Consider the following 22,291-nt stretch of genomic DNA (forward strand, 5'->3'; position numbering starts at 1 on the left):
CCCGTCGCTTCCTACGACCCCGGCTGGTCCTCGGAGCCGGTGCCGAGCGCCCGCTGCACCATCACGCTGTCGGACCAGCGGCCGTACTTGAACCCCACCGCCTTCAGGAGGCCGACGCGGGCGAATCCGCAGGTCTCGTGGAGGCGTAAGGACGCCGCGTTCTGCGCGTCGATGTAGCCGATCATCTGCCGGTAGCCGCCCGCCGCGCAGGCCTCGATCAGGGCCGGCAGGAGACGGCGCCCGATCCCGGCATGGAGATGGTCGGGATGCACGTAGATCGAGTGCTTGAGGGTGTAGCGATAGGCCGGTCGCTTCCGGAACGGCACCGCGTAGGCGTAGCCCGCCACCTGGCCGCCGCGCTCGGCGACGAGGTGGGGCAGGCGCTTCTTGCGCATGGTCTTGCGCCGCCGCTTCAGGTCGTCGGGCAGCAGGCGCGCCTCGTCGTCGAAATCGGCGACGTTGCCGACGCCCTTGCCGATATGGTGCTCGTAGATCGCCACCATGGCCTCGACATCCGCGTCCGAGGAGGCGCGGATGATGATGTCCGGGCTCGGCCGGGCCGGGATCGGGGCGCCCTCCTCGGGCTCGATCTCCATCAGGCGCCGTCCCGCACGACGTAGGTGTGGAAGCGGATCCGCCCGTCCGGCTCGACCTCGCGGTAGACTCCCTGGATCTCGGCCTCGAAGCCCGGGAACAGGTTGGCCGAGGCCTCGAACATCTTGAAATAGTCGAGCATCGGCTTGGCGCGGTCGTCCAGGCGTTCCCCCGGCAGCACGGTGCCGATGCCTGGCGGGTAGACCAGCATCAGGGTCGTGGCGATGCGCCCCTCGGCCTCGGCGATCGGCACGTAATCGACCTTGTTGCGGGTCAGCATCTGGGCGGCCTTCTTGGGCGGCATCACCATCTCGGGTAGGTGCTCGGGAGCGAATTGCCGGCGCTGGAGCGCGGAGGTGCCGGCTTCCCGGTGGAAGGCGTGGAACTCGGCGCAGAGGTCGCGCAGGCGCACCCCGCGGTAGCGGTTGGGCCGGCGGTTGACGAATTCCGGCATGGCCTCCTCCAGCGGCACGTTGTCGTCGTGGAGCCGCTTGAAGGCGACGAGGCCCGAGATCAGGGTGCCGGCCTTCGAGGATTCGACGCCGGGCGTCAGCAGGAAGAGCAGCGAGTTCAGGTCGTTCTTCTCGGCGACGATCCGGTTCTCACGCAGGTATTGGGCCACGATCGGCGCCGGCACGCCGTGGTCGGCATAGGCTCCAGTCCGCCGGTCGAAGCCCGGGGTGAGCACTGTCAGCTTGTTCGGGTCGGTGATCGCGTAGCCCGGGGCGACATGGGTGAACCCGTGCCAGCGGGCACCGGGCTTCAGTTCCCAGTGCCGCGGGTCGGCGGCGAGTTCGTCGGTGGGTACCTTCTCCCACGGCACCTCGGCCCCGTCGGCGTTGCTGGTCACGTCCGGCACGAACGGGTCGAAGAACCAGCGCCGCAGCGGGTCCGCCTCGTGCGCCTCGAATTCCCGCCGGATCGCCCGGACCTTCTTGCGCCACTCGATCCCGAGCCGGATCGTGTCGTCCCACAGGATCATGCCCGAGCGCCCCTTCATCATCTGGGCGCCGACATCGAGGGAGGCGAAGAGCGGGTAGAACGGCGAGGTCGAGGCGTGGACCAGAAAACTCTCGTTCAGGCGCTTGTGCTCGACCCGCCGGGTCTGGCCGCGGATATGGCCGTCGCGGGTGTGGATCTGCGAGGCCTGCGAGAAGCTCGCGAGCTGCTTGTGGGTCGATTGCGTGGCGACGATGCCCGGCGAGGTCTCGTCGAGGCCGGTGAGCCCCATGGCGAAGCGGCGCGCGTAGAGCGGGTGGAACTTCATGAAGCCCGCCCAGGCCTCGTCGAACAGGATGTAGTCGCAGAGGTGACCGATCTTCTCCAGGATCTCCTGCGCGTCGTAGATCGTGCCGTCGTAGGTGCATTGCTCGATCACCGCGACCCGGAACGGCCGCTCCCGGCGCCAGGCCTCCGGGTCGGTGACCAGCGGGTTGCGGCGGATCTTCTCGCGGATACGCGTCTCGTCCAGGGCCTCATGATAGATCGGACCGATCAAGCCGTAGGCGTTCCGGTCCGTTTCCAAAAAAATCGGGATGCCGCCGCCGAGGAACAGGGCGCCGTGATGGGCCGCCTTGTGGTTGTTGCGGTCGAACAGAACGAGATCGTCCTCGGCCACCAGCGAGGACAGCACGATCTTGTTGGAGGCCGAGGTACCGTTGAGGACGAAGTAGGTCTTCTCCGCCCCGAAGATCTTGGCGGCCTCCTTCTGGGCCTTGAGCGCCGGACCCTCGTGGGTCAGCAGGTCGCCGAGATCGAGCACCGAATTGTCGAGGTCGTCGCGGAAGATCGCCTCGCCGAGATGCTCCACGAAGATCCGGCCGATCGGCGAGCGGTTATAAAAAATGCCGCCGTTATGGCCCGGGCAGGTCCAGAGCTGGTTGCCCTTCTCGGCATAGTCGACCAGCGCGCCGAAGAACGGCGTCTTCAGGGTCTGGGCATATTGCGTCACCCGGCTGACCAGGCCGCGGGCGATGAATTCGGGGGTTTCTTCCGCCAGGAAGATGTAGCCGTCGATGAAGTCCAGGAGCTCGACCGGGATGTCCTCCAGCCGCTTGCGGCGGACCATGATGACGATCGGCATCTCCAGGCCGCGCTTGCGCATCATGTCGATGAGCGCGGCGGCCTTGCCGTCGAGGCCGCGCTTGCCCCAGTCGACCACCATGCAGCCGATGGCGGCATCGGTCTGCACGGCGATGGCCGCGTCCTCGACGCGCCGGGCCCGCACCACCTCGAAGCCGCGATTCTCGACCGCGGCCACGATCTGGGCGACCCGCGCGCCCTCCAGGTCGTCCGGATCGAAGGCGGGGGCGCACATCAGAACCGTGAAGCGACGGTGGAAATCCATGGAGCCCCTCTCAGCCTTGCAAGCAGCGAGTGGCTTTCTGGCCCATCTGCGACGATTGCATGACAGCGCGCCGGATGGCGGCGGAAACCGGCCGTCTCAGACGCCGATCGAGATCCCGATCACCTGAGCCATCGGCCTGATCGCGATCCCCCGGGCCGTGAGGTCGGCGCGCACCTGCGCGGCCATCGCGACGGCCCCTGGCGTGTCGCCGTGGACGCAGATGCTGTCGATCCGGGCCGGGATGCGCCGCCCGGACAGGCAGAGGATCGCGCGATCCTCCAGCATCCGCACGACGCGCCCGGTCGCCTCGACCGGATCGTGCAGCACCGCCCCCGGGAGTTTTCGCGAGACCAGGTTGCCGTTATCGGCGTAAGTCCGGTCGGCGTAGATCTCCCGGGCCAGGGGCAGGCCGAGCCGCTCGCCCGCCCGCTCGGTCTCGAAGCCGGGCATCACCACGAAGATCAGGTCGCGGTCCAGCGTTCGGACCGCCCGGGCCACCGCCAGGGCGAGGTCCGCATCCTCGTTGGCGATGTTGCCGAGCGCCCCGTGGGTCTTCACGTGCCGCACCGGGCAGCCGGCATCCTGCGCGAGCGCCAGCAGGGCGCCGACCTGGTAGAGCACGGCCTTCTCGACATCGGCCGGGCGCTCGCCGTGGATCGGGCGCCGGCCGAAGCCCCAGAGATCGAGGAAGCCCGGATGGGCTCCCGCCTGCACGCCGTTCGCTGCGGCGAGCGTCAGGGTCTCGTGCATCACCAGCGGGTCGCCGGCGTGGAAGCCGCAGGCGATGTTGGCCGAACTGGCGACCGCCAGCATCCCGGCATCGTCGCCCAGGCGATAGACGCCGAAGCCTTCGCCCATGTCGCAGTTCAGGTCGACGATCATCCGGGTCCCTCGAAAGCGCGGCGGCTTCGCGCATTCAAGGGTCGGACCAGCCGGCGTCTCGGGATACGGAAGCGGCCCTCTAATGCAGCGGGTACCGGCTCAGAATATCGTCGGTCCGCTGGACGGTCTTGTCGGACTTGCAGGCGTAGAGAGCAGCGGTGATGCCGCTGCCGTTGTTCCACTCGCTGAAGGTGAGATCGCCACAATCGGCGTCCCGGAAGGCGATCCAGGCGCGCTGAGCTGCCATGAACTGGGTCTTCCAGGCCGCCTTGGAATCCTGCGGGCGTTCGTCCTGGTCGATGTTCGACAGGGCTTTCTTGTAGGCCGTGTTGAGCTTCGCGTCGGCCGCGTCGAGGGCCTTGTGCAGTTAGGCCTGGGTCTCGGGTGTCGCGGTGGTGTTCTCGCACAGCTTGGCCGTCGGCTGCTGTCGATGTCGGTGGATCTGTAGGCTGCCTTCAGGCACCGGCCGATGCGCCCGCGCCGATGTTTCACGGGAAACACTTTTTTAAGCCTACCAGCCCGAACCTGTGGCCCGGATGCCGTCGCCTTCCCGCGCGTCGCGCGCTAGCACGGCCCGGCATGACGGTCTCGATCACGACATCCAGCTGGCGCGACCTGAAGAACGCCAAGGCCCAGGCCCGACTGGAGCGGGCCCTGCCGTCGATCTTCCCGGCCCCGGTGCTGCACCACGCCCTGACGCGGCCGCTGATCCCGCCGACCCCGCGGCTGGCGGTGGAGAGCTACTGGCGCAACCACATCCTGCGGGCCGACCGGCTGGCCCGGGCCCTGGCGGCGCGCTCAGGCACGCCGGAGGGCTGGACCTGGCAGCTCGGCGAGGGCGGTGCCGGCGGCCGCCCGGCGAGCTTCCGGGTGCCGCCGGCCCCGTTTCGCGAGTTGGCCTTCGCCCGCGGTCGCGGCGCCTGCTGCATCTGCGGCCAGCCGGTCTACCGCTTCGGCTGGCACCGCGACCTCTGGGGGCAGGGCGTACCGAACGGTAAGGCCGCCTGGCACGCGGCCTGTGTCGCCGCCTGGAAGTTCTGGATCGCGCCGCACGAGCAGGTCAAAGTGCTGAAGCGCCACCAGGGGCATCGCTGCAAGGCCTCCGGCAAGCGGCTGCTGCGCACCGCCGAGGTCGACCACGCTCTGCCGCTCTACCGGGTCTGGCGCGAGCACCGCGACGCGCCCTGGCCGGAGCTGCTCGGCTACTGGGGCGTGCCGAACCTCCAAGTCGTCAACCGGACCGCGCACGTCCTGAAATGCCGGGACGAGGCGGCCGAGCGCTCCCAGACCCTGCGGCTGTCCCGGTACCGGGTGGTCGAGGACGAGTCCGGGTTCAGCGTGGTCGAGGAGGAGTGAGCGGCCGGCTCAGTCCCGGTTGACCGCCTCAAGGCCGCGGGACAGGTCGGCCAGAAGATCGTCCACGGCTTCGAGGCCGATCGACAGGCGCAGCAACCCGTCGGTGATGCCCGCGATGGTGCGGGCCTCGGGATCCATCGCCGCATGCGTCATGGTCGGCGGGTGCGCGATCAGACTCTCGACCCCACCCAGCGACTCGGCCAGCGTGAACACCCGTAGGCTCTCCACCAGGATCTTCACGGCGGCGCGGCCGCCGGCCAGCTCGAAGCTCAGCATGGCGCCGAACCCGGCCTGCTGCGCCTTGGCGATGGCGTGGCCCGGATGGCTCGACAGGCCCGGGTAATGGACCCGGCTCACCGCCGGATGCGCCTCCAGGAAGGCCGCGAGCTGCGCCGCATTCTGCTGCTGGCGCTCCACCCGGACGAACAGGGTGCGGATGCCGCGCAGCGTCAGGTAGGCGTCGAGCGGCGAGCCCGTGACCCCGATCGTGTTCGCCCAGGCGGCGAGTTCGTCGCCGACCGAGGCCTCGGCGGCGATCACGGCCCCACCGATCACGTCCGAATGGCCGTTGAGGAATTTCGTGGTGGAGTGGACGACGAGATCTGCCCCGAGGGCGATCGGCTGCTGCAGCGCCGGCGACAGGAAGGTGTTGTCGACAACAGCCAGTGCGCCGACCGCCTTGGCCTGGCCGGTGACCCGGCGGACATCCACCACCCGCATCAGCGGATTGCTCGGCGTCTCGACCAGCACGACCTTGGGCTTTTCGGCCAGCGCCGCGGCCAGGGCCGCCTCGTCGGTCTGGTCGACGAAGATCACGCGGTACTGCCCGCGGGCGGCACGCAGGCTGAGCAGCCGATGCGTCCCGCCGTAGCAATCATGCGGCGCGACCAGCAGGTCGCCGGGACAGAGGCTCGACAGGGCGAGGTCGAGGGCTGCCATGCCGCTCGACACCATGACGGCCCGGGCGCCGCCCTCAAGCTTGGCGATCGTGTCGGCGAGCTGGTCGCGGGTCGGGTTGCCGAGGCGGGAGTAATCGTACGGGCCGGGCTGCTCGAAGGCCGGGAACTTGAAGGTCGTCGACAGATGGATCGGCGCGATCACGGCCCCGAAGGCCGTATCCTGAGCCACTCCGTTGGTCGCCGCGATGGTGCGGGCATCGAGTCCCTCGGGCATCGGCTGTTCCTTCCTGCGCCGGAATCGAGCCGGCACGCGTGACTGGCCGGCTGGTACGTGCGTTCTTTATGGCGAACGGAACAGGCTTTCAAGAGAACGGTGGCGGCGAACCGAGGGCGAATTGTCCGCGGGAACGATCCGACCTCTGAGAGCCTGTTTGACCGGTCTTTCCCATCCTCGCCCTCATCCTGAGGCGACGGAGCGAAGCGGAGGCCTCGAAGGAGCCCTCCAGCCAGCCGCGCGATCCCTGGAGGGCTCCTTCGAGGCCTGCTCGCGCAGGCACTTCAGGATGATGGGGAGATTGGGATCCTGCGGTCAAACAGGCTCCGACAGCCTTCAGCGCGTCCACCGTCTGCCGCTGCCCGGTGCCAAGGCCGCGTTACGGCAGGAAATCCAGCCGGGACAGCAGCCGGCCTCCGGCAGCGGCTTCGCCGACGGCCACGCTGCAGGTCATGCCCGCCGCGAGCGTCACGCCCGGCGGCACCGCGTCGATGTGGATCCGGACGGGAATGCGCTGCGCCAGCCGCACCCAGGTGAAGACCGGATTGACGCTCGGCAGGCCGAGATGATCCGGGCTTTCATTGGTGTCGGCAATGCCGTGTCCGATGCTGTCCACGTGCCCGGAGACGGGCGGCGCGAAGCCCATCAGGCGGATCTCGGCGCGGGCGCCGATCGCGATCCGGGACAGCTTGGTCTCCTCGAAATACGCGGTGATCCAGAATCCCTCCGCATCGATCACCGAGACGCGGGTGATGCCGGCCGTCGCATAATCGCCCGGCCGCAGCCGGAGGTTGGTGACGTAGCCGTCGACCGGGGCCCGGATCGTGGTGCGATCGAGGTTGATCTGCGCGACATGGGCTGCGGCGAGCGCCGCATCGTGATCAGCGTGCGCGATCGCCGCCATGCCGTTCGCCAACTCGATCGTTTCCGGGGCCACGACACCCGGCGCCAGTTGGTTGCGTCGGCGCGCCGTCGCGGCTTTCAGCGCCGCATCCTCGCGCCTGGCCAGGACCACGGCCTGCGCGCCGTCGAGCGCCAGCCGGAAGCGGTGCGGGTCGATGACGTAGAGGATGTCGCCCCGATGGACGAACTGGTTGTCGACGGCGCGCACGTCGACGACCGTACCCGAGACCTCGGGCGTGACCCGCACCACCTCGGCGCTGACCCGCCCGTCGCGCGTCCAGGGCGCGAGCATGTAGGCGCGCCACAAAGCCACGAGCAGCACCACCGTAGCGGCGACGACGGCCAGGGTCAGCAAGGGGCGGAGCAGGCGCTTCAGGACCGTCATGGCGGCACTCAGACGAACAGGATGAGGAGCGCCACCGTCGCGAGCAGCACCGCGCATTCCAGCAGCGCCGGATGCCAGGCGAAGCGCAGCACCCCCGTGCGGGCCAGGACGGCGCGAAGCCCGGTGAAGACCGGGATCGCCGCGACGAGGTAGACGAGGATGGGCGGCAGGTAGACGCCCCCGATGGCGACCTCGCTCAGCATGGGGCGCTCCGGTGCCGGCCGGAGGACCGGTCCGGATGGGCTTCGAGCCGCATCGCCATGTCGGTCAGGCAGGCGGCGACCCGATGCGCCGCCGGCCATGCGCGAGGATCCTCGATCGACCGCGCGGCGATCTCGGCGGCTGCCGCCGCGAGGATGTCGCGCGCCTGTCGCGGCGACCGGGCGGCGTCGGCCAGGGCCTGCCGGGTCATCGTGCGCAGGAGCGCCGGTGCGGTGGGGTGTCGAGCCGCGGCGCGGGCTCGAATCGCCGCGCGCCCGACCTGCAGGGCTGCGATTCCGTCCGCCGTCATCATGGCCGCCGCAGCCGGATCGGCCCGGAGGCTCAGGGTGATGCGGGCCAGCCGGTGATGCTGGAGATGCTCCCAGACGTGCCGAGGCTCGGGCGGGTCCGCCTCCAGGCGGGCCAGCGCGTCGCGGCGCAGAGTTGCCTGGATGCGGTGCGCCTGCCGCCGGGGATCGTGCGGCAAGAGCAGGCGGAAGACGAGAAGCGTCACGAAGACCGCCGCCACCCAGCCGAACGCCTGGTTCAGGAAGGCCGGCACGCTGAACACCATCGGGTTGGTCGCGCCAATGAGGGTGTTGAACGCGACCAGGTAGGCGAGCCCGGCCGGCGCGTGGCGCGGCACGGTGGTGGCGTAGAGGCCCGCCATCCAGAACGGCGCGATCACCGCGATCAGCAGCGGGAAACCCTGCACGCTCGGCATCAGGCCGAAGGCGCAGACGAAGGCCGTCGGCACGGCCACGATCGTACCGTGGATGAACGCGACGGCGCCTGCCGCCGGATTGCCGGTCATGGCGAGCAGGACCGAATAGGGGGCGAGGATGAGCAGCAGGAGCGACCAGTCGTTCCAGCCGGTCGCGATCCCGAAGGCGCCCGCGAGCAGGATCGCCAGCGCCGAGCGTAGGCCGTTCTCGGTCGCCGCCCCCCAGTCCCGATGGAACCGGAACGACCGCGCCGGGATCGGTCGGCTTCCATAAAGCCGCGCCATTCCCGACAGCGCCGACCCGTAATCTTCGACGAACGCGACGAGCCGGTCGAGCGCGATCAAGGGGGCGGGTGTTCCGGTCTCCGCAGTTTCGGCACGGCCCACGCGCACCAGCAGGGCGTCGCGCAACGCGGTGATCCGGTCGAGCGCGTCAGCGAAGCGCCGAGCCTCGATCAGGGCCAGGATCCGCGGCAGTCCGGCGACGACGTCCCGGTGCGCCGCGACGCAATCCCGGGGCGCCTGCGGATCGACGGCGCACAGGTCCGGCGTGCCCAGCAGCGCGCCGAACAGGGCCGCGATGGTGTCGCGCACCGCGCCTTCACACCCCGCCATGTCCGGGGACTCGGCTCGGCTCAGTTCCAGCAGATCGTCGATCGCGAAGAGGCCGGCGATCTGAGGCGCGGTCGGCAGCCCATGCGCCCGCTCTTCGCTGCGCAGCCGCTCCAGGGCGAGGCCGGCGACCGTGCCGCATTGCCCGATCAGAGCCGTGTCGAGCGCGCTGCGCGTGGCACGCTTGCTGAACAGGGCCGCCACCACCCCGAGGCAGACCACGCCGACCGCGACGGTGGCCGTACGGCCCAGCACTGCATCCAGCGCCCGCTCGGGCATCTCCAATGCGCCATACGTGGCAAGGCCGACCGTATAGCCGGCTACCGCCGCGCCGGACGCCCGGAAGTGGCGGAGCAGCGTCGCCCCGGCGGTACAGAGGCCGAGCCAGAGGGCAAAACCGAGGATGAACAGGACGGGCGCCTGGATGAACAGGCCCATGAGGGCGAGCGCGGCCACGCCGCCGATCACCGTGCCGACGAGGCGCCATCCACCCTTGGCGAGAACCGCGCCCTGGTTGGCGTTGGCGACCAGCAGGACCGTCGAGGCCGCCGAGTAGGGCGTCTCGAGTTGCAGGCCGAACGCGACGCCGAGGGCGAGAATCGCTGCACCGGTCGAGCGCGCGACGTGGCCTCCCCGGGGCGTCAGGATGTCGATGGCGAGGAGGCGCTCACGGGCGCTCCGCAAAAAGACGACGGCACGCGGCGATGGGTGAGCGGCCTGGCCGGTCATGCGGCAACAGCGGCTCGGGCGGCCGCGATGCATGAGCGTGCGATCCTGGATCGAACTGATGAACGGCTCATCGCTGGCTTGATGACGGCACTAAAGTAGGATCATCCTATCTTTTGTCTTGCCTTCGTCAACCCGCGTGACGAGAGGTAGGATGATCCGTCTTCCGCCCGTATGAGCGTGGCATGGCGACCATCCCGTCTCTTCCCCAGATCCCGCGACGCTCCCTGGTCGATTCGACCATCGATCTCATCCGCAAGCAGATCGAGGGCGGCCATTGGAAGGTCGGCGCCCGCATCCCGAAGGAGGCGGAACTCGCCGAGATGCTCCAGGTCGGGCGGAACACCGTGCGGGAGGCCGTGCGGGTGCTCTCCCACGCCATGGTGCTGGAGGTGCGGCAGGGCGACGGGACCTATGTCCGGCTGAACGTCGACCCGGCGGAGATCATGCGGCGGGTGACCCATGCGAGCCTGCGCGACCATTTCGAGCTGCGCGCGCTCCTCGAAACGGAGGCGGCGCGCCGGGCCGCGGCGCGGCGGAGCGATGACGACCTGCCGCGGCTCGAAGCCTTGCTGGAAGCGCGGGGGGAACGCCCCCGGGACGGCGATCTCGCCGGCTTCATCGAGCGCGATATCGCCTTCCATGTCGCGGTGGCGCAATGCGGCGACAACGCCGCCCTCGCGGAACTCTATCGCTACTTCGCTCTGTCGTTGCACAGCAGCACGAGCACGGCGCTCGCCGACCTGACCCTGCCCGAGCCGGACCTCGCGGCCCATCGCCGGCTGGTCGACGCGATCCGGGACCGGGACGAGCCTGGCGCGGCGGAGGCCGCCCGGGCGATCGTCGGACCGATCCTCGACGCCCTCGCGAGCGTCGAGACGCCCGCCGCCTCCGGCGGCTGATCGCCCCCGGCTTCGTTAGCCCTCCGCCCCCAGAACCTGCCTGGCGAGCGAAACCGCATCCCGATCCGTGGCGCAGGCGGCCTGGGGCGTGCCGAACGCGCGGATCAGGCTGGGAAAGGCCGCCTCCAACGCCTGGCGTCGATCCGGGTCGGGCTCGACCACGATCAAGGCCCGGCAGCGCGCCGCCAGGGCCGCCTTGTTCCGCTTCAGCCAGAGCCCCCGGGCGACCCGGTCGTCATGCGGCTCGTCGGTCCGGCGGGCTGGGTAGATGAGCGCGAAGGGTGTTTGGCTGGCCAGAAGCCGATCCATCTCCGCGCACCAAGTGGGGGCGTGGCCGGGAGAGGAGGCCGCCTCATTCCGCAGCCGGACGATGGGGAAGGTCGAGACATCGTGGAGGGTGAACGACTCGCGGTCCATGACCAGAACGCCTTGGAATGGTGCTAAAAGATAGTTTCATCCAATCATCCTACCTTTGTTGACCGACCTGAGCAATCGCCGTAGCGCTGGGCTCCCGAAAACAGGAGCTCGACCATGTCTCCGCGCCCGCTGCACCGGAACGCCCCCGCCATGTTCGATCGGCCGTGGCCTCCCGGTCGGGGCTGCCGGACGAGCGGCGCGGTACTGGCGCTGATCCTGTGCCTCGCCCCGGCGGACCTCCGCGCCGAGTCCCGGCCGCTGACCGACGCGCCCTCGGGCGACGAGCCGGACCGGCTCTCGGCTGCTCGGAATCGGGCCGCTCCCAAGCGTGGCGGCGAAGGCGCGGAGATCGCGCTGCCGGCCCTCACGGTGAGCGGCGGCGGGATCACCGGCACGGATTCGGTCCCCAGCCTCGTGGCGCGGGTCACGGCCGCGGGCACGAAGACCGACACGCCCCTCATCGCGGTGCCGCAGGCGGTGTCAGTGATCCCCCGGGCGCAGATCGACCAGCAGGCGGCCCGGAGCGTCGGCGACAGCGTGCGCTACACGCCGGGCGTGTTCGCCGACACGCGGGTCGGCGGCGTGCTGGAGAGCGTGTTCCTGCGCGGCTTCGGCGGCTTCGCGGCGAGCGCGACCAATCCGCAGATCCTCGACGGCCTGCCGCTGGTCAAGGGCGGCAACTGGGCGGCCCAGGTCATCGATCCGTCCGTGCTGGAGCGCGTCGAGGTGCTGCGCGGGCCGGCCTCGGTGCTCTACGGGCAGGCGAGCCCGGGCGGCCTCATCGCCATGGTCAGCAAGAGGCCGACCGAGCAGCCGTTCCATGCCGTGACGCTCACCACCGGCAACCGCAACCGCGCCGAGGCGGCCTTCGACCTCGGCGGCCCGATCACCGAGGACGGCAGCTGGGCCTATCGCCTCAACGGCCTCGGCCGCCGGGTCGACACCCAGCCCGACTTTTCCAAGGAGCAGCGGCTCGTGCTGGCGCCGGCGCTGGCCTGGCGGCCGGACGACGACACGCATCTCACCCTGCTCGGCTTCTACCAAAACGATCCGCACAACAATTTTGCGGGCTGGCTGCCGGCCGAAGGAACCCTGTTCCCTAGCCCGGCCGGGCGGATCCGGCGCCGCTTCTTCCCGGGGGAGCCCGGCTTCGACACTTACGACCGCCAGCAGGCGATGATCGGCTACGCCTTCGAGCATCGCTTCGACGCGACCTGGGCCGTCCGCCAGAACCTACGCTACGCCCATATCAACACCCGCTTCGAAGGCGTGGCGATCAACTACTTCGCCCCGTTCGGCGCGACTTCGAGCCTGCTCGAACGCTCGGCCTCTTGGTCGCGGGAGGCGGTCGACGGCCTGTCCCTGGACAATCAGGCGCAGGCTGACTTCGCCACCGGGCCGATCGGCCATACAATCCTGCTCGGGCTCGGCTATCAGGGCTCCCGGGCGGACGTGAACGCCTCGGGCTTCGGCCCGGTGCCGGCGATCAATTACGCAGCGCCGGTCTACGGCCGGCCCTTCGCCCTTCCGGCTGCGCTCCCGCGCACCCGTCAGGACTGGAACCGCGTCGGACTCTACGCCCAGGACCAGATGCGCTTGGATCACTGGGCGGTCACGATCGGGGGAAGGCAGGACTGGTCCTTCCTCGACACCGCGAGCCACCTGACGACGCAGACATCTGGCCAGGACGACCAGGCCTTCACCGGCCGGGTCGGCGCCGCCTACCTGTTCGACAGCGGCCTCGCGCCGTATGCGAGCTACGCGACGTCGTTCGAGCCGACGCTGGGCACCGGCTTTTCGGGCGCTCCGTTCAAGCCGACCCATGCGCGGCAGACCGAGGCCGGGGTGAAGTACCAGCCGCCGGGCCTGGAGAGTTTTGTCGCCGTCTCGGGCTTCGACATCACCCAGGACAACGTCGCCACCGCCGACCCAGCGCATCCGTTCTACAGCGTCCAGACCGGCGCGGTGCGCTCGCGCGGCATCGAGTTCGAGGCCCGCGCGACCCTGTCCGACAGCCTCGATCTGATCGGCGCCTATACCTACCTCGACACCACCGTGCGCAGGGACAGCGACCCGGCGATCGTCGGCAAGCGCTTCGTGGCCGTGCCCGATCAGCTGGTCTCGCTCTGGGCGAATTATCGGTTCCCGGGCGGGCCGCTCGCGGGCCTCAGCCTCGCCGGCGGGATCCGCGCCATCGGCCGGAGCGCCGGCGATCCCGCCAACAGCTTCTCGGTGCCGCCCGTGACCCTGATCGACGTAGGCGTCCGCTACGATCTCGGCGCCGCCGATCCGGGGCTGGCGGGCTGGCAGGCCTCGGTCAACGCCGCGAACCTGTTCGACCGGACCTATTTCGCCTCCTGCTTCGCGGCGGGCGGCTGCTTCTACGGCAACGGCCGGACCGTCATCGCCAGCCTCGGCTACCGCTGGTGAGTTTTAAGTCGTTATTTCGCATCATCTTTTCCCGAAAGCCGGCAACCACCTTTCGGGATGATGCGCTACCGCGTGCCCGCCCGCCGGGTGCGGCGCTCGGCCTTGCGGGTGGCGGTCTCGCGCAGGTGCTGCTCGATGGCGTCGTTGGCGCGGCCGCGCATGTGCCGGATCGCCTCGACGTCGTCGAACGTGTCGGGGAAGCGACGCGACAGCCACAGATAGGCGCTGGCGAGCCGCACGGTCCGCTCCTGGTAGTCGAGCTCCCCGGTCAGGTTCGCCCGCAGGGCCGGGACCGTGGTGCCGGCGGCCCGGGCCTGGCTCCAGCGCTCGAGCATGCCCATGGCGATCTCGTCGCGCCGGTTGATCGGGCAGACCGAGAAGGCGAACTTTTCCTCGATCGGCAGCCGTGCCCGGTCGACCGTCCGGGCGACATCAAGGATTTCCTCCAGGGCCGAGGGCTGGAACGGCGAGCCGGCGTAGAAGGTCGCCCGGGCGAAATGCGTCAGCACCTCGTGGAGGCTCTGGGTCTGCATCTCCTCGGCGACCGAGCGGATCGCGCCGAGGTCGGGCCGGACGAAGAAGCGCGAATCGGCCGCCGGCGCCGTCGGTGCGCCCGAGAGGGCGATCCGGATCGGCTCGACGGCGATCGCCTCCGTCGCCGCCACGTAGCCGACATCCTGATGGCCGTAGCGGCCGGCCCGGCCGGCGATCTGGCGGATTTCGGAATTGGTCAGCCCGCGCTCCTTCGTGCCGTCCCACTTGCGCACGGTCGAGAACACGATCCGCCGGAGCGGCCCGAGATTGAGCCCCATGCCGATCGCGTCGGTGGTGACCAGCACGTTGGCCTCGCCGGTGCGGAAGCGGGTGGCCTCGGCCCGCCGCACCTCCGGCGACAGGGCGCCGTAGATGGTCGCGACCCGGTGCCCGCGGGCGACCAAGATCTCGCGGTTCTCGTGCACGGCCCGGCGCGAGAACGCCACGACCGCGTCCCCCGGCTCGACCTTCTCCAGGGGGACCGGTTCGTCGAGCAGCAGCAGCGGCGACTTGCGGGTGAACGGGATCACCTCCAGCGACTCGCCCGCAGCCTCGGCGGCGCGGCGGACATAGGCCAGGGCGTCGTCGGAGCCGCACACGATCACGGTCCGGGCGGCCACGCCGAACAGGGCGTTGGTCCAGGCCCAGCCGCGATCGGGATCCGACAGCATCTGGATCTCGTCGATCACCGCCACGTCGATCGGGCGGGTCAGGTCGGCGGTCTCGATGGTGCGGGCGGTGTGGGTCGGCTGCGGCTCGCCCAAAACCTCCTCGCCGGTGACCATGCCGGCCCGGAGGCCGCGCTCGCGCAGAGCCTCGTAATTCTCCAGGGCCAGCAGCCGCAGGGGGGCGAGGTAGGTGCCGGTGGGCGCCGCCGTCAGCATCTGCAGGGCGGCGTAGGTCTTGCCGGAATTGGTCGGCCCCATGTGGAACAGGATCCGCCGGTTCAGCCGGCGGGCGGCACTGAAGCGCTCGATATAGGCGCCGAACCCGACCTGATCGCGCAGGCGGCGCAGGCGCGAGCCCTCGCTTGCCACTGCCTTGGCGTGGCGGCGCACGGGGGTGAGCGTGTCGTTCAATGAGCGCGCCAGCTTCGGCCCGAAGCTGAACACCCGGGAGCGCAGCGAGCGATCGAGATGGGCGATATAGGCGGGGGCGTCGGCCCCGACCTCGCGCAGGTCCTGGAGGATCTGCGCCCGCAGGTGCTCGACCGGCTTGGCCAGGGTCCAGGTGACCTCGGCGGTGCGCTCCGCCACCGCCGCCCGCAGGGCCTCGATGCGGTACGCCGGGTCGTTCCGGGCCGCCATGCGGGCCAGGATCTCGGCCGCCGCCGGGTCCGGTGCGCTGTCGATCCGCAGGTCCAGGCGGCCGTTATCGAGGAGCGGGATCTCGGTCCGGATGGTCCAGATCACCCGGCGGTCCCGCAGGATGGCAGCCCTGAGGGCCGGGATGGCCTTCCGGACCGCCGGGACGCCGGTCTCGGCGAAGGCCCGGGCCTTCTGGCGGGCGCGCAGCACCTCCGCGACCCGCTCGTCGTCGACCTCGGCGCCGAATTCGGGCAGTTCGAGATCGGCGCGCAGGGTTTCCAGGTCGATGGAATCGGGAGAGAGCCCGAGCCGCGCCACGGCCTCGGACAGGTAGACGATCGTGGGGCGGAGACGCTTGCGCGCCATGGACTCACCTTCGGCCGCAGCATCCGCCCGCCGGCGCTGACGCCGCCGCCGAACGCGTTCCTGAGAACCATCCTTGCGCCAGTCCGACCCCCGACGCCATCCCCGGCGCTTCAGGTGTCCCGCGCCGCCGCGGTGAGCCAGGTGCAGAAGGCGCGCACGGTCGGATCGTCGGCCCGGGCCTCCGGCACGTAGGTGTAGTAGCTCCGCGCCGGCAGGGACGGGCCCGGGAACGGGCAGGTCAGGCGGCCGGCGGCCACGTCGTCGGCGATCAGGCGCTCCGGGCCCATCGCCACGCCGAGACCGTCGAGGGCGGCCTGGAGCGTCAGGTAGAAATGCTCCAGGGTCACGGAGGCCTGCGGGATCAGGTCCGGCACCCCGGCGGCGCGCAGCCAGTGCGGCCAGACCTGCGGGAGCGTCGCCGCGTGCAGCAGCGTGTGGTGACGCAGCTGCTCCGGCTCCTGCAGGGGCAGGCGCTCCAGCAGGGCCGGGCTGCAGACGGGGCTGCGCCGCTCGGTCAGGAACGGCTGCCCGACATGGCCGGGCCGGGTATCCGGCCCGCCGCGGATCGCGACGTCGAACGGATCGGCGAGGCTCGCCAGCGGCACGTTGGAGGTGGTCAGCCGGACCTCGATGGCCGGATGGGCGACCTGGAAGCCGGACAGGCGCGGGATCAGCCAGCGCAGGGTGAAGGTCGCGAGCGCGTTGACGTGCAGCAGGCGCGGTCGGCCGCGCTCCACCTGGCGGGCGGTGGCGAGGGCGACCCGGTCGAGGGCGGCGCCGATCTCGGCGGCGTAGCTGCGCCCGGCCTCGGTGAGCACCACCCGCCGGTTGTGGCGCTCGAACAGCGGCACGCCGAGCCAGGCTTCGAGCATCTGCACGTGCCGGCTCACTGCCCCGTGGGTGACGCGCAGCTCGTCCGCGGCGCGGGTGAAGCTGGCGTGGCGAGCCGCAGCCTCGAAGGCTTTGACGGCGTTGAGCGGCGGTAGGCGACGATGCATGCGTGTCAGGTTTCCTCACGCGAGCGTCAGCATAAGGCGTTTGTCAGCCGGGCGCGAGACCCGCATCCTGTGGTGGAATCATCAAGGATCGCCGGATGGCCCGCGCATCGGAGTTCACCGCCTCGCTCGACGCCGTCCCGGACCGGGAGGCCAAGCGCATCGAGGACAAGCGCATCGAGGACAAGCGCACCCTCGTGGTCACCGGGATCAACCACGCCCTGCACGACGGCTACACCGACCTGATCTACGTGCTGCTGCCGGTCTGGCAGGCCGAGTTCGGCCTCGATTACGTGGCGCTGGCGCTGCTGCGCTCGCTCTACAACGGCGCGCTCGCCGCCCTGCAGATGCCGGCGAGCTGGCTCGCCCAATCGCTCGGCGCCCGCACGGTGCTGGTGCTCGGGACGCTGCTCAGCGCTGGCGGCTACGCGCTCGCCGGGGCGTCGGGCGGGCTGTTCGGCCTCTGCGCCGGCCTGCTGCTCGGGGGCGCGGGCAGCAGCACGCAGCATCCGCTGGCCTCGACGGTGATCGCCCGGGCCTACGGAGCCGCGGCGCGCGGCCCGCTCGGCACCTACAACTTCACCGGCGATCTCGGGAAGGCGGCCGTGCCGCCGCTGGTCGGCTTCCTGCTGACCCTCTCGGGCTGGCGCTCCGCCCTCTGGGTGATCGCCGGGCTGGGCGTGGCGGTCGCCCTCGGCGTCGCCCGCTGGCTACCGCGTGATCCCACCTCACACACCGAGAGGTCCAAGGGCGCGGCGCGCTCTGCGCGCTCCGGCGACGGGGCGGGCGCGCGGCCCGGCTTCGGACTGCTCGTCGCCATCGGCACCCTCGACAACGCTGCCCGCCCGGCCTTTCTGCTCTACCTGCCGTTCCTGTTGCAGGAGAAGGGCGCGGCCTTGACCACGGTGGGGCTGGCGCTCTCGCTGGTGTTCATCGGCGGCGCGTTGGGCAAGGCCGTGTGCGGGCGGCTTGGCGAGCGCCTCGGCGTGACCCGGACCGTGCTGCTCACCGAGACCGGGACCGCCGCGGCGATCCTGGCCGTGATCGCCCTGCCGCTCGCCCCGGCGCTGATCCTGCTGCCGCTGCTCGGCGTGATGCTGAACGGCACCTCGTCGGTCCTGTACGGCACGGTGCCGGAACTAGCTCCTGGCGGCCGGGTCGAGCGGGCGTTCGCGGTGTTCTACACCTGCACGCTCGGGGGCAGCGCGCTCGCGGCGCCGCTGCTCTACGGCCAGCTCGGGGACGCGGCCGGCCCCCGCTGGGCGGCGGTGGCCGCCGCCGCGACGGCGCTCGCCGTGGTGCCGCTCATGCTGGCCCTGTCCCGCCATCTGGCTAAGTTCAAGGATCAAATATCGGGGTCGGAAGCACGCGCCTGAAACGCCACGCCTCTCCCTCCCCCCTCTGCGGGGGAGGGTGGCCCCCGGAGGGGGTCGGGAGAGGGGAGCGACGGTGCAGAATCAGGCTGTGATCGTCACGTCCGCTCCGCCTGTTTCGGACGCCGGGTTCCCCTCTCCCGACCCCTGCTGACGCAGGGGCCACCCTCCCCCGCAGAGGGGGGAGGGAGAGGCGCGTATCCCGCTTGGGCGAGGGACCCCGCGTACTTCGTCGGAAGATGTGTGAATCCGGCGGACCTCGCCGGGGGAGGGCGGCCCCGACGGGGCGCGTTCAAGCGGCCAGCTTCAGCAGCCACGCGTCATGCGCTGTCAGGAAGCCCTTGAGCCGGTCGCCGTAATCCTCGGGGACGGCGCTTCGGACGCTGTCCCGGGTCCGGAGGGCCGCCCGCCAGGCCGTGATCTTCGGGCAGGCCTCGAAGACGTCGGTCGGCGCCACGGTGTCGAACACGTCGAAATACCGGAAGACCGGCGCGAACGCCGCATCGACCAGGCTGAACGCGGGGCCCGCGAAGAACGGACCGTCGCCGAGCGCCGCCTCGACCCGCGCGAACTTGGCCACGAGCGCCGCGCGCTTCGACGCGAAGGTCGCTGCGTCCGTGGCCGTCTCGAAACCCCAGAGATCGGACAGGATCGCCGATCCGAGCTCGATCCAGCCGCGATGGCGCGCCCGGTCGAGCGCGTCGCGCGGATGCAGCGCCGGGCCGGCTTGCGTCTCCTCCAGGTATTCGCAGATGACGGCGCTCTCAAACAGCACGGCCTCGCTGCCGTCCGCCCGGCCGACGATCAGCAGCGGAACCTTGCCCAGCGGCGAGATCGCCTGGAACCACGCGGGCTTGGCGGCGAGATCCACGGACCGCCTTTCGAACGAAACCCCCTTTTCCGCCAAGGCGATGGCGGCGCGCTGGACGTAGGGACAGAGCGGGTGACTGACCAGCGTGAGGGCCGGCGCCCCGCGTCTTGCGGTCGTCATGCTGCCGTCTCCTCCAGCCCCTCGGCCAGCCGCGCCGCGCGGACCGCAGGGCGGGCGCCGACGCGGTCGAGGAAGGCGCGCACCTGCGGGAATCCGGACAGATCGATCTTCGTGTAGGCGGACCAGCCGACGATCGTGAACAGGTAGGCGTCGGCCGCCGTGAAGCCTTCGCCGAGCAGGAACGGACCGCCGCCCGCCAGATGACGCTCCACGAAGGCCAGCCTTTCGCCGATCTTCCGGCGGGCCACGTCCTGGGCCTGCGCACCGTAATCCGGGTGAAACAGCCAGGGGCTGTACAGCTTGTGCAACTCCGTGGCGACGAAGGTGAGCCAGGATTGCAGCGCGGCCCGCTCGCGCGTTCCGGGGGCCGGCGCCAGGCCGCGTTCGGGCTTCAGCTCCGCGAGATACAGGGCGATGGCGATGCCTTCCGTGAGGATCGCACCGTCATCGAGCCTGAGCGCCGGGACATAGCCCTTCGGGTTGACGGCGCCGTAATCGCTCCCGTCCTCGGTGACGTGCGGCGTCCGGGCGATGTCGACCCGTTCGAGGTCGAGGGGAAGGCCCACCTCGTTGGCAACGATGTGCGGGAAGAGCGAGCAGGTTCCGGTCGCGTAATAGAGCTTCATGGCGTGATCTTTCGGCAAGTACCCCGAGGAAAGCGCCCGACGTTGCGTGGGCGAAAGGGGCGCGGTTCCGTGACCTCGGCCGGATCGGCCGTGACGGCCTGTCCAGAGCGACATAGATGCAATAGCATGTACCCGCTCCGCCCGTCAAGATAGATGTATCTGCATCCATGTCCGAGCCGACCGATACGCCCCGTCCCGTCCCGCCGTCGATCACCGCTGCCTGGATCGGCCTGATGCGCGCGCAACGGATCGTCCTCGCCGCGATCGAGGCCGATCTGAAAGCGGCCGGTTTGCCGCCGCTCGGCTGGTACGACGTGCTGCTGGAACTGGCCCGCGCCACCGAGGGGCGCCTGCGTCCCTTCGAGATCGAGAAGCGGACCCTGCTGACGCAGTACAACCTGTCCCGGCTGATCGACCGCCTCGAAGGCAAGGGGCTCGTTCAGAAGGAGCTGTCGGGCGAGGATGGCCGCGGCCGCTTGGTCGTCATCACGCAGGACGGCCGGGCCATGCAGGCCAGGATGTGGACCGTCTACAGCAGGGCGCTGTCCGATCACGTCGGCCGCAAGCTGGACGAGTCCGGCGCCGACGCCCTGGCCGGCCTCCTGGCGAAGCTGACGGACTGAGGCGATCCGCCGGGCGCGACCCGGTCGATGGCCCAGGCAGCGGATCAGAGCACCCCCAGCGTGCTCACCCGGACCGGCTCGGAGCGGCCCTCCACCGGGATCTCGCGGATCGCCGTCGGGGCGGTCTTGGCCGCGCGGTAGACCGCCTCCGAGACCACCGCGATGCAGCCCAGAACCTTGGTCAGGCCCTGCAGGCGCGAGGCGACGTTGACGGTGTCGCCGAGCGCGGTGAAGCGGGCATCGGTGGCGTCGCCCATCGCGCCGACGATCGCCGGGCCGGCATGGACGCCGATCCCGTACCGCAGGGTGTGCTCCAGATCGGTCGCCAGCAGCGCGTTGAGGGTGGCGACGTGCTCGGCGATCAGATCCACCGCCCGCAGCGCGTCGCGGGCCGCCGGCTCGGGGTCGGTCTCCAGGCCGAACAGGGCCAGGAGGCCGTCGCCCAGGAACTGGTTGGTCGAGCCGCCGGCCTCCCGCACCGCGTCGCCGACCGCGCCGAGGAAGCGGTTGATGATGAACACCGTGTCGTAGGGCAGGCGCTCCTCGGCGAGCCGGGTCGAGCCGCGCAGGTCCACGAACATCGCCACGATGAAGCGCTCCTCGCCCGATTGCGCCCGGTCGAGCAGGTCCGCCTGCCGGACGCGCGGGGGCAGGGGGAACAGCGGGACCACGGCGAGGTCGGATTCGGGCCGGAACTGGCAGGCGAGGCGCACCCCCGGCCCGGCGGCGATCCGCTCCAGCACGGCGCGTTCGGCCCGGCCGGCGGGGGGAATCCGGTCGCTGCCGTCGAGCACGCGGATCCGGCAGGTCGAGCACCGGCCGCGGCCGCCGCAGACGCTGGCATGGGGGATCCGGTTGCGCCGGCTCGCCTCCAGCACGCTGGTGCCGCGGGGCACCCGCACCACCTTTCCGTCGGGATAGCTGAGCCGGATCGTGCCGCGCTTGATCTCCGTCAGGGTCCGGCCCCCGCGGGCGGCGATGACCACGGCGATGAGGCCGGCATAGGTCGTCAGCATCCCGTCCCGGATGGCGGCGAGCCGCGCCACCTGGTCGGGCAGCCCGACATGGACCGGCTGGAGCGCCACGGCACGCCAGGCCGGGTCCTGCGCCAGGGCGAGGATCGTCCGGCCGCCCTGCACGAAGCCGAGCAGGGCCAGGACCGGGACCAGCACCGCCACCGCCAGCAGCCAGGGCGCCGCGCGCCCGAAGGCGGGCTTCAGCCGCAGCCAGAAATACAGGCCGGAACAACCGTGGATCCAGGCGATGACCAGCATCGCCGCCTGCAGCGCGCCGCTGAGCGGGGAGGCGACCCAGAAGGCGTAGAGTTCCTGCGCGTAGCCCTTGTCGAGCCCCTCGGTGGCGAAGGCGATCCGGGTTGCCGCGATGTGGCTGATGAGCAGCGGCGGGATCAGCAGGCCGGAGACCATCTGCACCACCTCGCCGGGACGCCAGCGGAAGTAGCGGGCGGCGTAGAGGGCCTGGAGCCCGAGCCCGAGATGGATCAGCAGGGCGCCGTAGAGCAGCGCCAGGCCCAGCGGATTGAGCCACAGGGCGGAGGCGATCTCGAGCCCGTCCTCCATGGCGTCGAGGGAGATGTTGCCGAGCGCGTGGTTGGTCAGGTGGGTGAGGATGTAGGCGAACAGCACGAGCCCGCTGCCCAGGCGGAGGCGGCGCAGGCTGAGGAGGGACCGGATTTGGGCGCGCGGGTTGATCGGAGCGGCCGGCGGGTTTCCGGCGGCGGATCGGAGCGTCGCGAGCGACGGAGTGCGCATCATCCTGGGAGGTCCGACGAGATCGGCAGCGGGCCCGCTTGGTCCGGCCTTC

Annotated in this window: 19 protein-coding genes; 5 read left to right on the forward strand and 14 right to left on the reverse strand. The window is 70.7% G+C overall.

Annotated elements, in window-relative coordinates; translation table 11 throughout:
• Positions 1–11: 11 nt before the first annotated feature.
• From MKK67_RS22380 to MKK67_RS22395, 4 genes are all read right to left on the reverse strand, one after another.
• Positions 12–596, reverse strand: a complete 585-nt coding sequence (locus tag MKK67_RS22380; RefSeq protein ID WP_243969563.1) for a GNAT family N-acetyltransferase — start codon at positions 594–596, stop codon at positions 12–14.
• A complete protein-coding gene (locus MKK67_RS22385; RefSeq protein ID WP_243969565.1) occupies positions 596–2,941 on the reverse strand; it encodes an Orn/Lys/Arg decarboxylase N-terminal domain-containing protein in 2,346 nt (781 codons plus the stop codon). The genes MKK67_RS22380 and MKK67_RS22385 overlap by 1 nt, the downstream gene beginning before the upstream one ends.
• 96 nt (positions 2,942–3,037) lie before the next feature.
• Entirely contained in the window at positions 3,038–3,823 is a 786-nt protein-coding gene (locus MKK67_RS22390) for a LamB/YcsF family protein (RefSeq protein WP_243969567.1), read from the reverse strand.
• Between the two features lie 79 nt (positions 3,824–3,902).
• Positions 3,903–4,190, reverse strand: a complete 288-nt coding sequence (locus MKK67_RS22395; RefSeq protein WP_279601777.1) for a lysozyme inhibitor LprI family protein — start codon at positions 4,188–4,190, stop codon at positions 3,903–3,905.
• A 212-nt stretch (positions 4,191–4,402) separates the two neighbouring features.
• On the opposite strand from MKK67_RS22395, the gene MKK67_RS22400 reads away from it, so the two are divergent.
• A complete protein-coding gene (locus MKK67_RS22400; protein ID WP_243969569.1) occupies positions 4,403–5,179 on the forward strand; it encodes a hypothetical protein in 777 nt (258 codons plus the stop codon).
• 9 nt (positions 5,180–5,188) lie between these two features.
• Here the strand turns inward: MKK67_RS22400 and metB are convergent, their stop codons facing one another.
• The 4 genes from metB to MKK67_RS22420 all read right to left on the reverse strand — a co-directional run bounded on the left by metB (position 5,189) and on the right by MKK67_RS22420 (position 9,906).
• Entirely contained in the window at positions 5,189–6,352 is a 1,164-nt protein-coding gene (gene metB, locus MKK67_RS22405) for a cystathionine gamma-synthase (RefSeq protein WP_243969571.1), read from the reverse strand.
• 379 nt (positions 6,353–6,731) lie between these two features.
• On the reverse strand, positions 6,732–7,640 hold the full coding sequence (locus tag MKK67_RS22410) for an HlyD family secretion protein (RefSeq protein WP_243969573.1): 909 nt from the start codon (positions 7,638–7,640) through the stop codon (positions 6,732–6,734).
• Between the two features lie 8 nt (positions 7,641–7,648).
• Positions 7,649–7,843: a DUF1656 domain-containing protein gene (locus MKK67_RS22415; RefSeq protein WP_243969575.1), complete on the reverse strand. Its 195-nt coding sequence runs from the start codon at positions 7,841–7,843 to the stop codon at positions 7,649–7,651.
• Positions 7,837–9,906, reverse strand: coding sequence for an FUSC family protein (locus MKK67_RS22420; protein WP_243969577.1), 2,070 nt, complete (start codon positions 9,904–9,906; stop codon positions 7,837–7,839). Before MKK67_RS22420 ends, MKK67_RS22415 begins: the two co-directional genes overlap by 7 nt.
• Before the next feature lie 182 nt (positions 9,907–10,088).
• Here MKK67_RS22420 and MKK67_RS22425 point away from each other — a divergent pair, with 182 nt between their 5' ends.
• Positions 10,089–10,805 carry a FadR/GntR family transcriptional regulator gene (locus tag MKK67_RS22425; protein WP_243969578.1) on the forward strand — a complete coding sequence of 239 codons (717 nt, stop codon included), beginning with the start codon at positions 10,089–10,091 and terminating at the stop codon, positions 10,803–10,805.
• A 15-nt stretch (positions 10,806–10,820) separates the two neighbouring features.
• On the opposite strand, the gene MKK67_RS22430 is transcribed toward MKK67_RS22425, so the two are convergent.
• Positions 10,821–11,222, reverse strand: a complete 402-nt coding sequence (locus tag MKK67_RS22430; RefSeq protein ID WP_243969580.1) for a GntR family transcriptional regulator — start codon at positions 11,220–11,222, stop codon at positions 10,821–10,823.
• 114 nt (positions 11,223–11,336) lie between these two features.
• Here MKK67_RS22430 and MKK67_RS22435 point away from each other — a divergent pair, with 114 nt between their 5' ends.
• Positions 11,337–13,652, forward strand: a complete 2,316-nt coding sequence (locus MKK67_RS22435; RefSeq protein WP_243969582.1) for a TonB-dependent siderophore receptor — start codon at positions 11,337–11,339, stop codon at positions 13,650–13,652.
• A 65-nt stretch (positions 13,653–13,717) separates the two neighbouring features.
• Here MKK67_RS22435 and MKK67_RS22440 read toward each other — a convergent pair whose 3' ends face one another.
• Positions 13,718–15,859, reverse strand: coding sequence for a helicase-related protein (locus MKK67_RS22440; RefSeq protein WP_243969584.1), 2,142 nt, complete (start codon positions 15,857–15,859; stop codon positions 13,718–13,720).
• Between the two features lie 110 nt (positions 15,860–15,969).
• The gene (gene gcvA, locus MKK67_RS22445; protein ID WP_243969586.1) at positions 15,970–16,857 is read right to left on the reverse strand and encodes a transcriptional regulator GcvA; all 888 of its coding nucleotides are present in this window, start codon (positions 16,855–16,857) and stop codon (positions 15,970–15,972) included.
• 95 nt (positions 16,858–16,952) lie between these two features.
• Between gcvA and MKK67_RS22450 the strand changes: the two genes are divergently transcribed.
• Positions 16,953–18,230 (forward strand): MFS transporter, encoded by a 1,278-nt coding sequence (locus MKK67_RS22450; RefSeq protein WP_243969588.1) that lies wholly within the window; start codon positions 16,953–16,955, stop codon positions 18,228–18,230.
• Positions 18,231–18,519: 289 nt separating this feature from the next.
• On the opposite strand, the gene MKK67_RS22455 is transcribed toward MKK67_RS22450, so the two are convergent.
• Both MKK67_RS22455 and MKK67_RS22460 read right to left on the reverse strand, forming a co-directional pair.
• Entirely contained in the window at positions 18,520–19,218 is a 699-nt protein-coding gene (locus tag MKK67_RS22455) for a glutathione S-transferase family protein (RefSeq protein ID WP_243969590.1), read from the reverse strand.
• A complete protein-coding gene (locus tag MKK67_RS22460) occupies positions 19,215–19,844 on the reverse strand; it encodes a glutathione binding-like protein (RefSeq protein ID WP_243969592.1) in 630 nt (209 codons plus the stop codon). The genes MKK67_RS22455 and MKK67_RS22460 overlap by 4 nt, the downstream gene beginning before the upstream one ends.
• Before the next feature lie 167 nt (positions 19,845–20,011).
• On the opposite strand from MKK67_RS22460, the gene MKK67_RS22465 reads away from it, so the two are divergent.
• Positions 20,012–20,467, forward strand: a complete 456-nt coding sequence (locus MKK67_RS22465; RefSeq protein ID WP_243969594.1) for a MarR family winged helix-turn-helix transcriptional regulator — start codon at positions 20,012–20,014, stop codon at positions 20,465–20,467.
• A gap of 44 nt (positions 20,468–20,511) precedes the next feature.
• Here the strand turns inward: MKK67_RS22465 and MKK67_RS22470 are convergent, their stop codons facing one another.
• The gene (locus tag MKK67_RS22470) at positions 20,512–22,242 is read right to left on the reverse strand and encodes an adenylate/guanylate cyclase domain-containing protein (RefSeq protein WP_243969596.1); all 1,731 of its coding nucleotides are present in this window, start codon (positions 22,240–22,242) and stop codon (positions 20,512–20,514) included.
• Positions 22,243–22,291 lie beyond the last annotated feature (49 nt).

The sequence above is a fragment of the Methylobacterium sp. J-072 genome (assembly GCF_022829425.1).
Classification (GTDB): domain Bacteria; phylum Pseudomonadota; class Alphaproteobacteria; order Rhizobiales; family Beijerinckiaceae; genus Methylobacterium.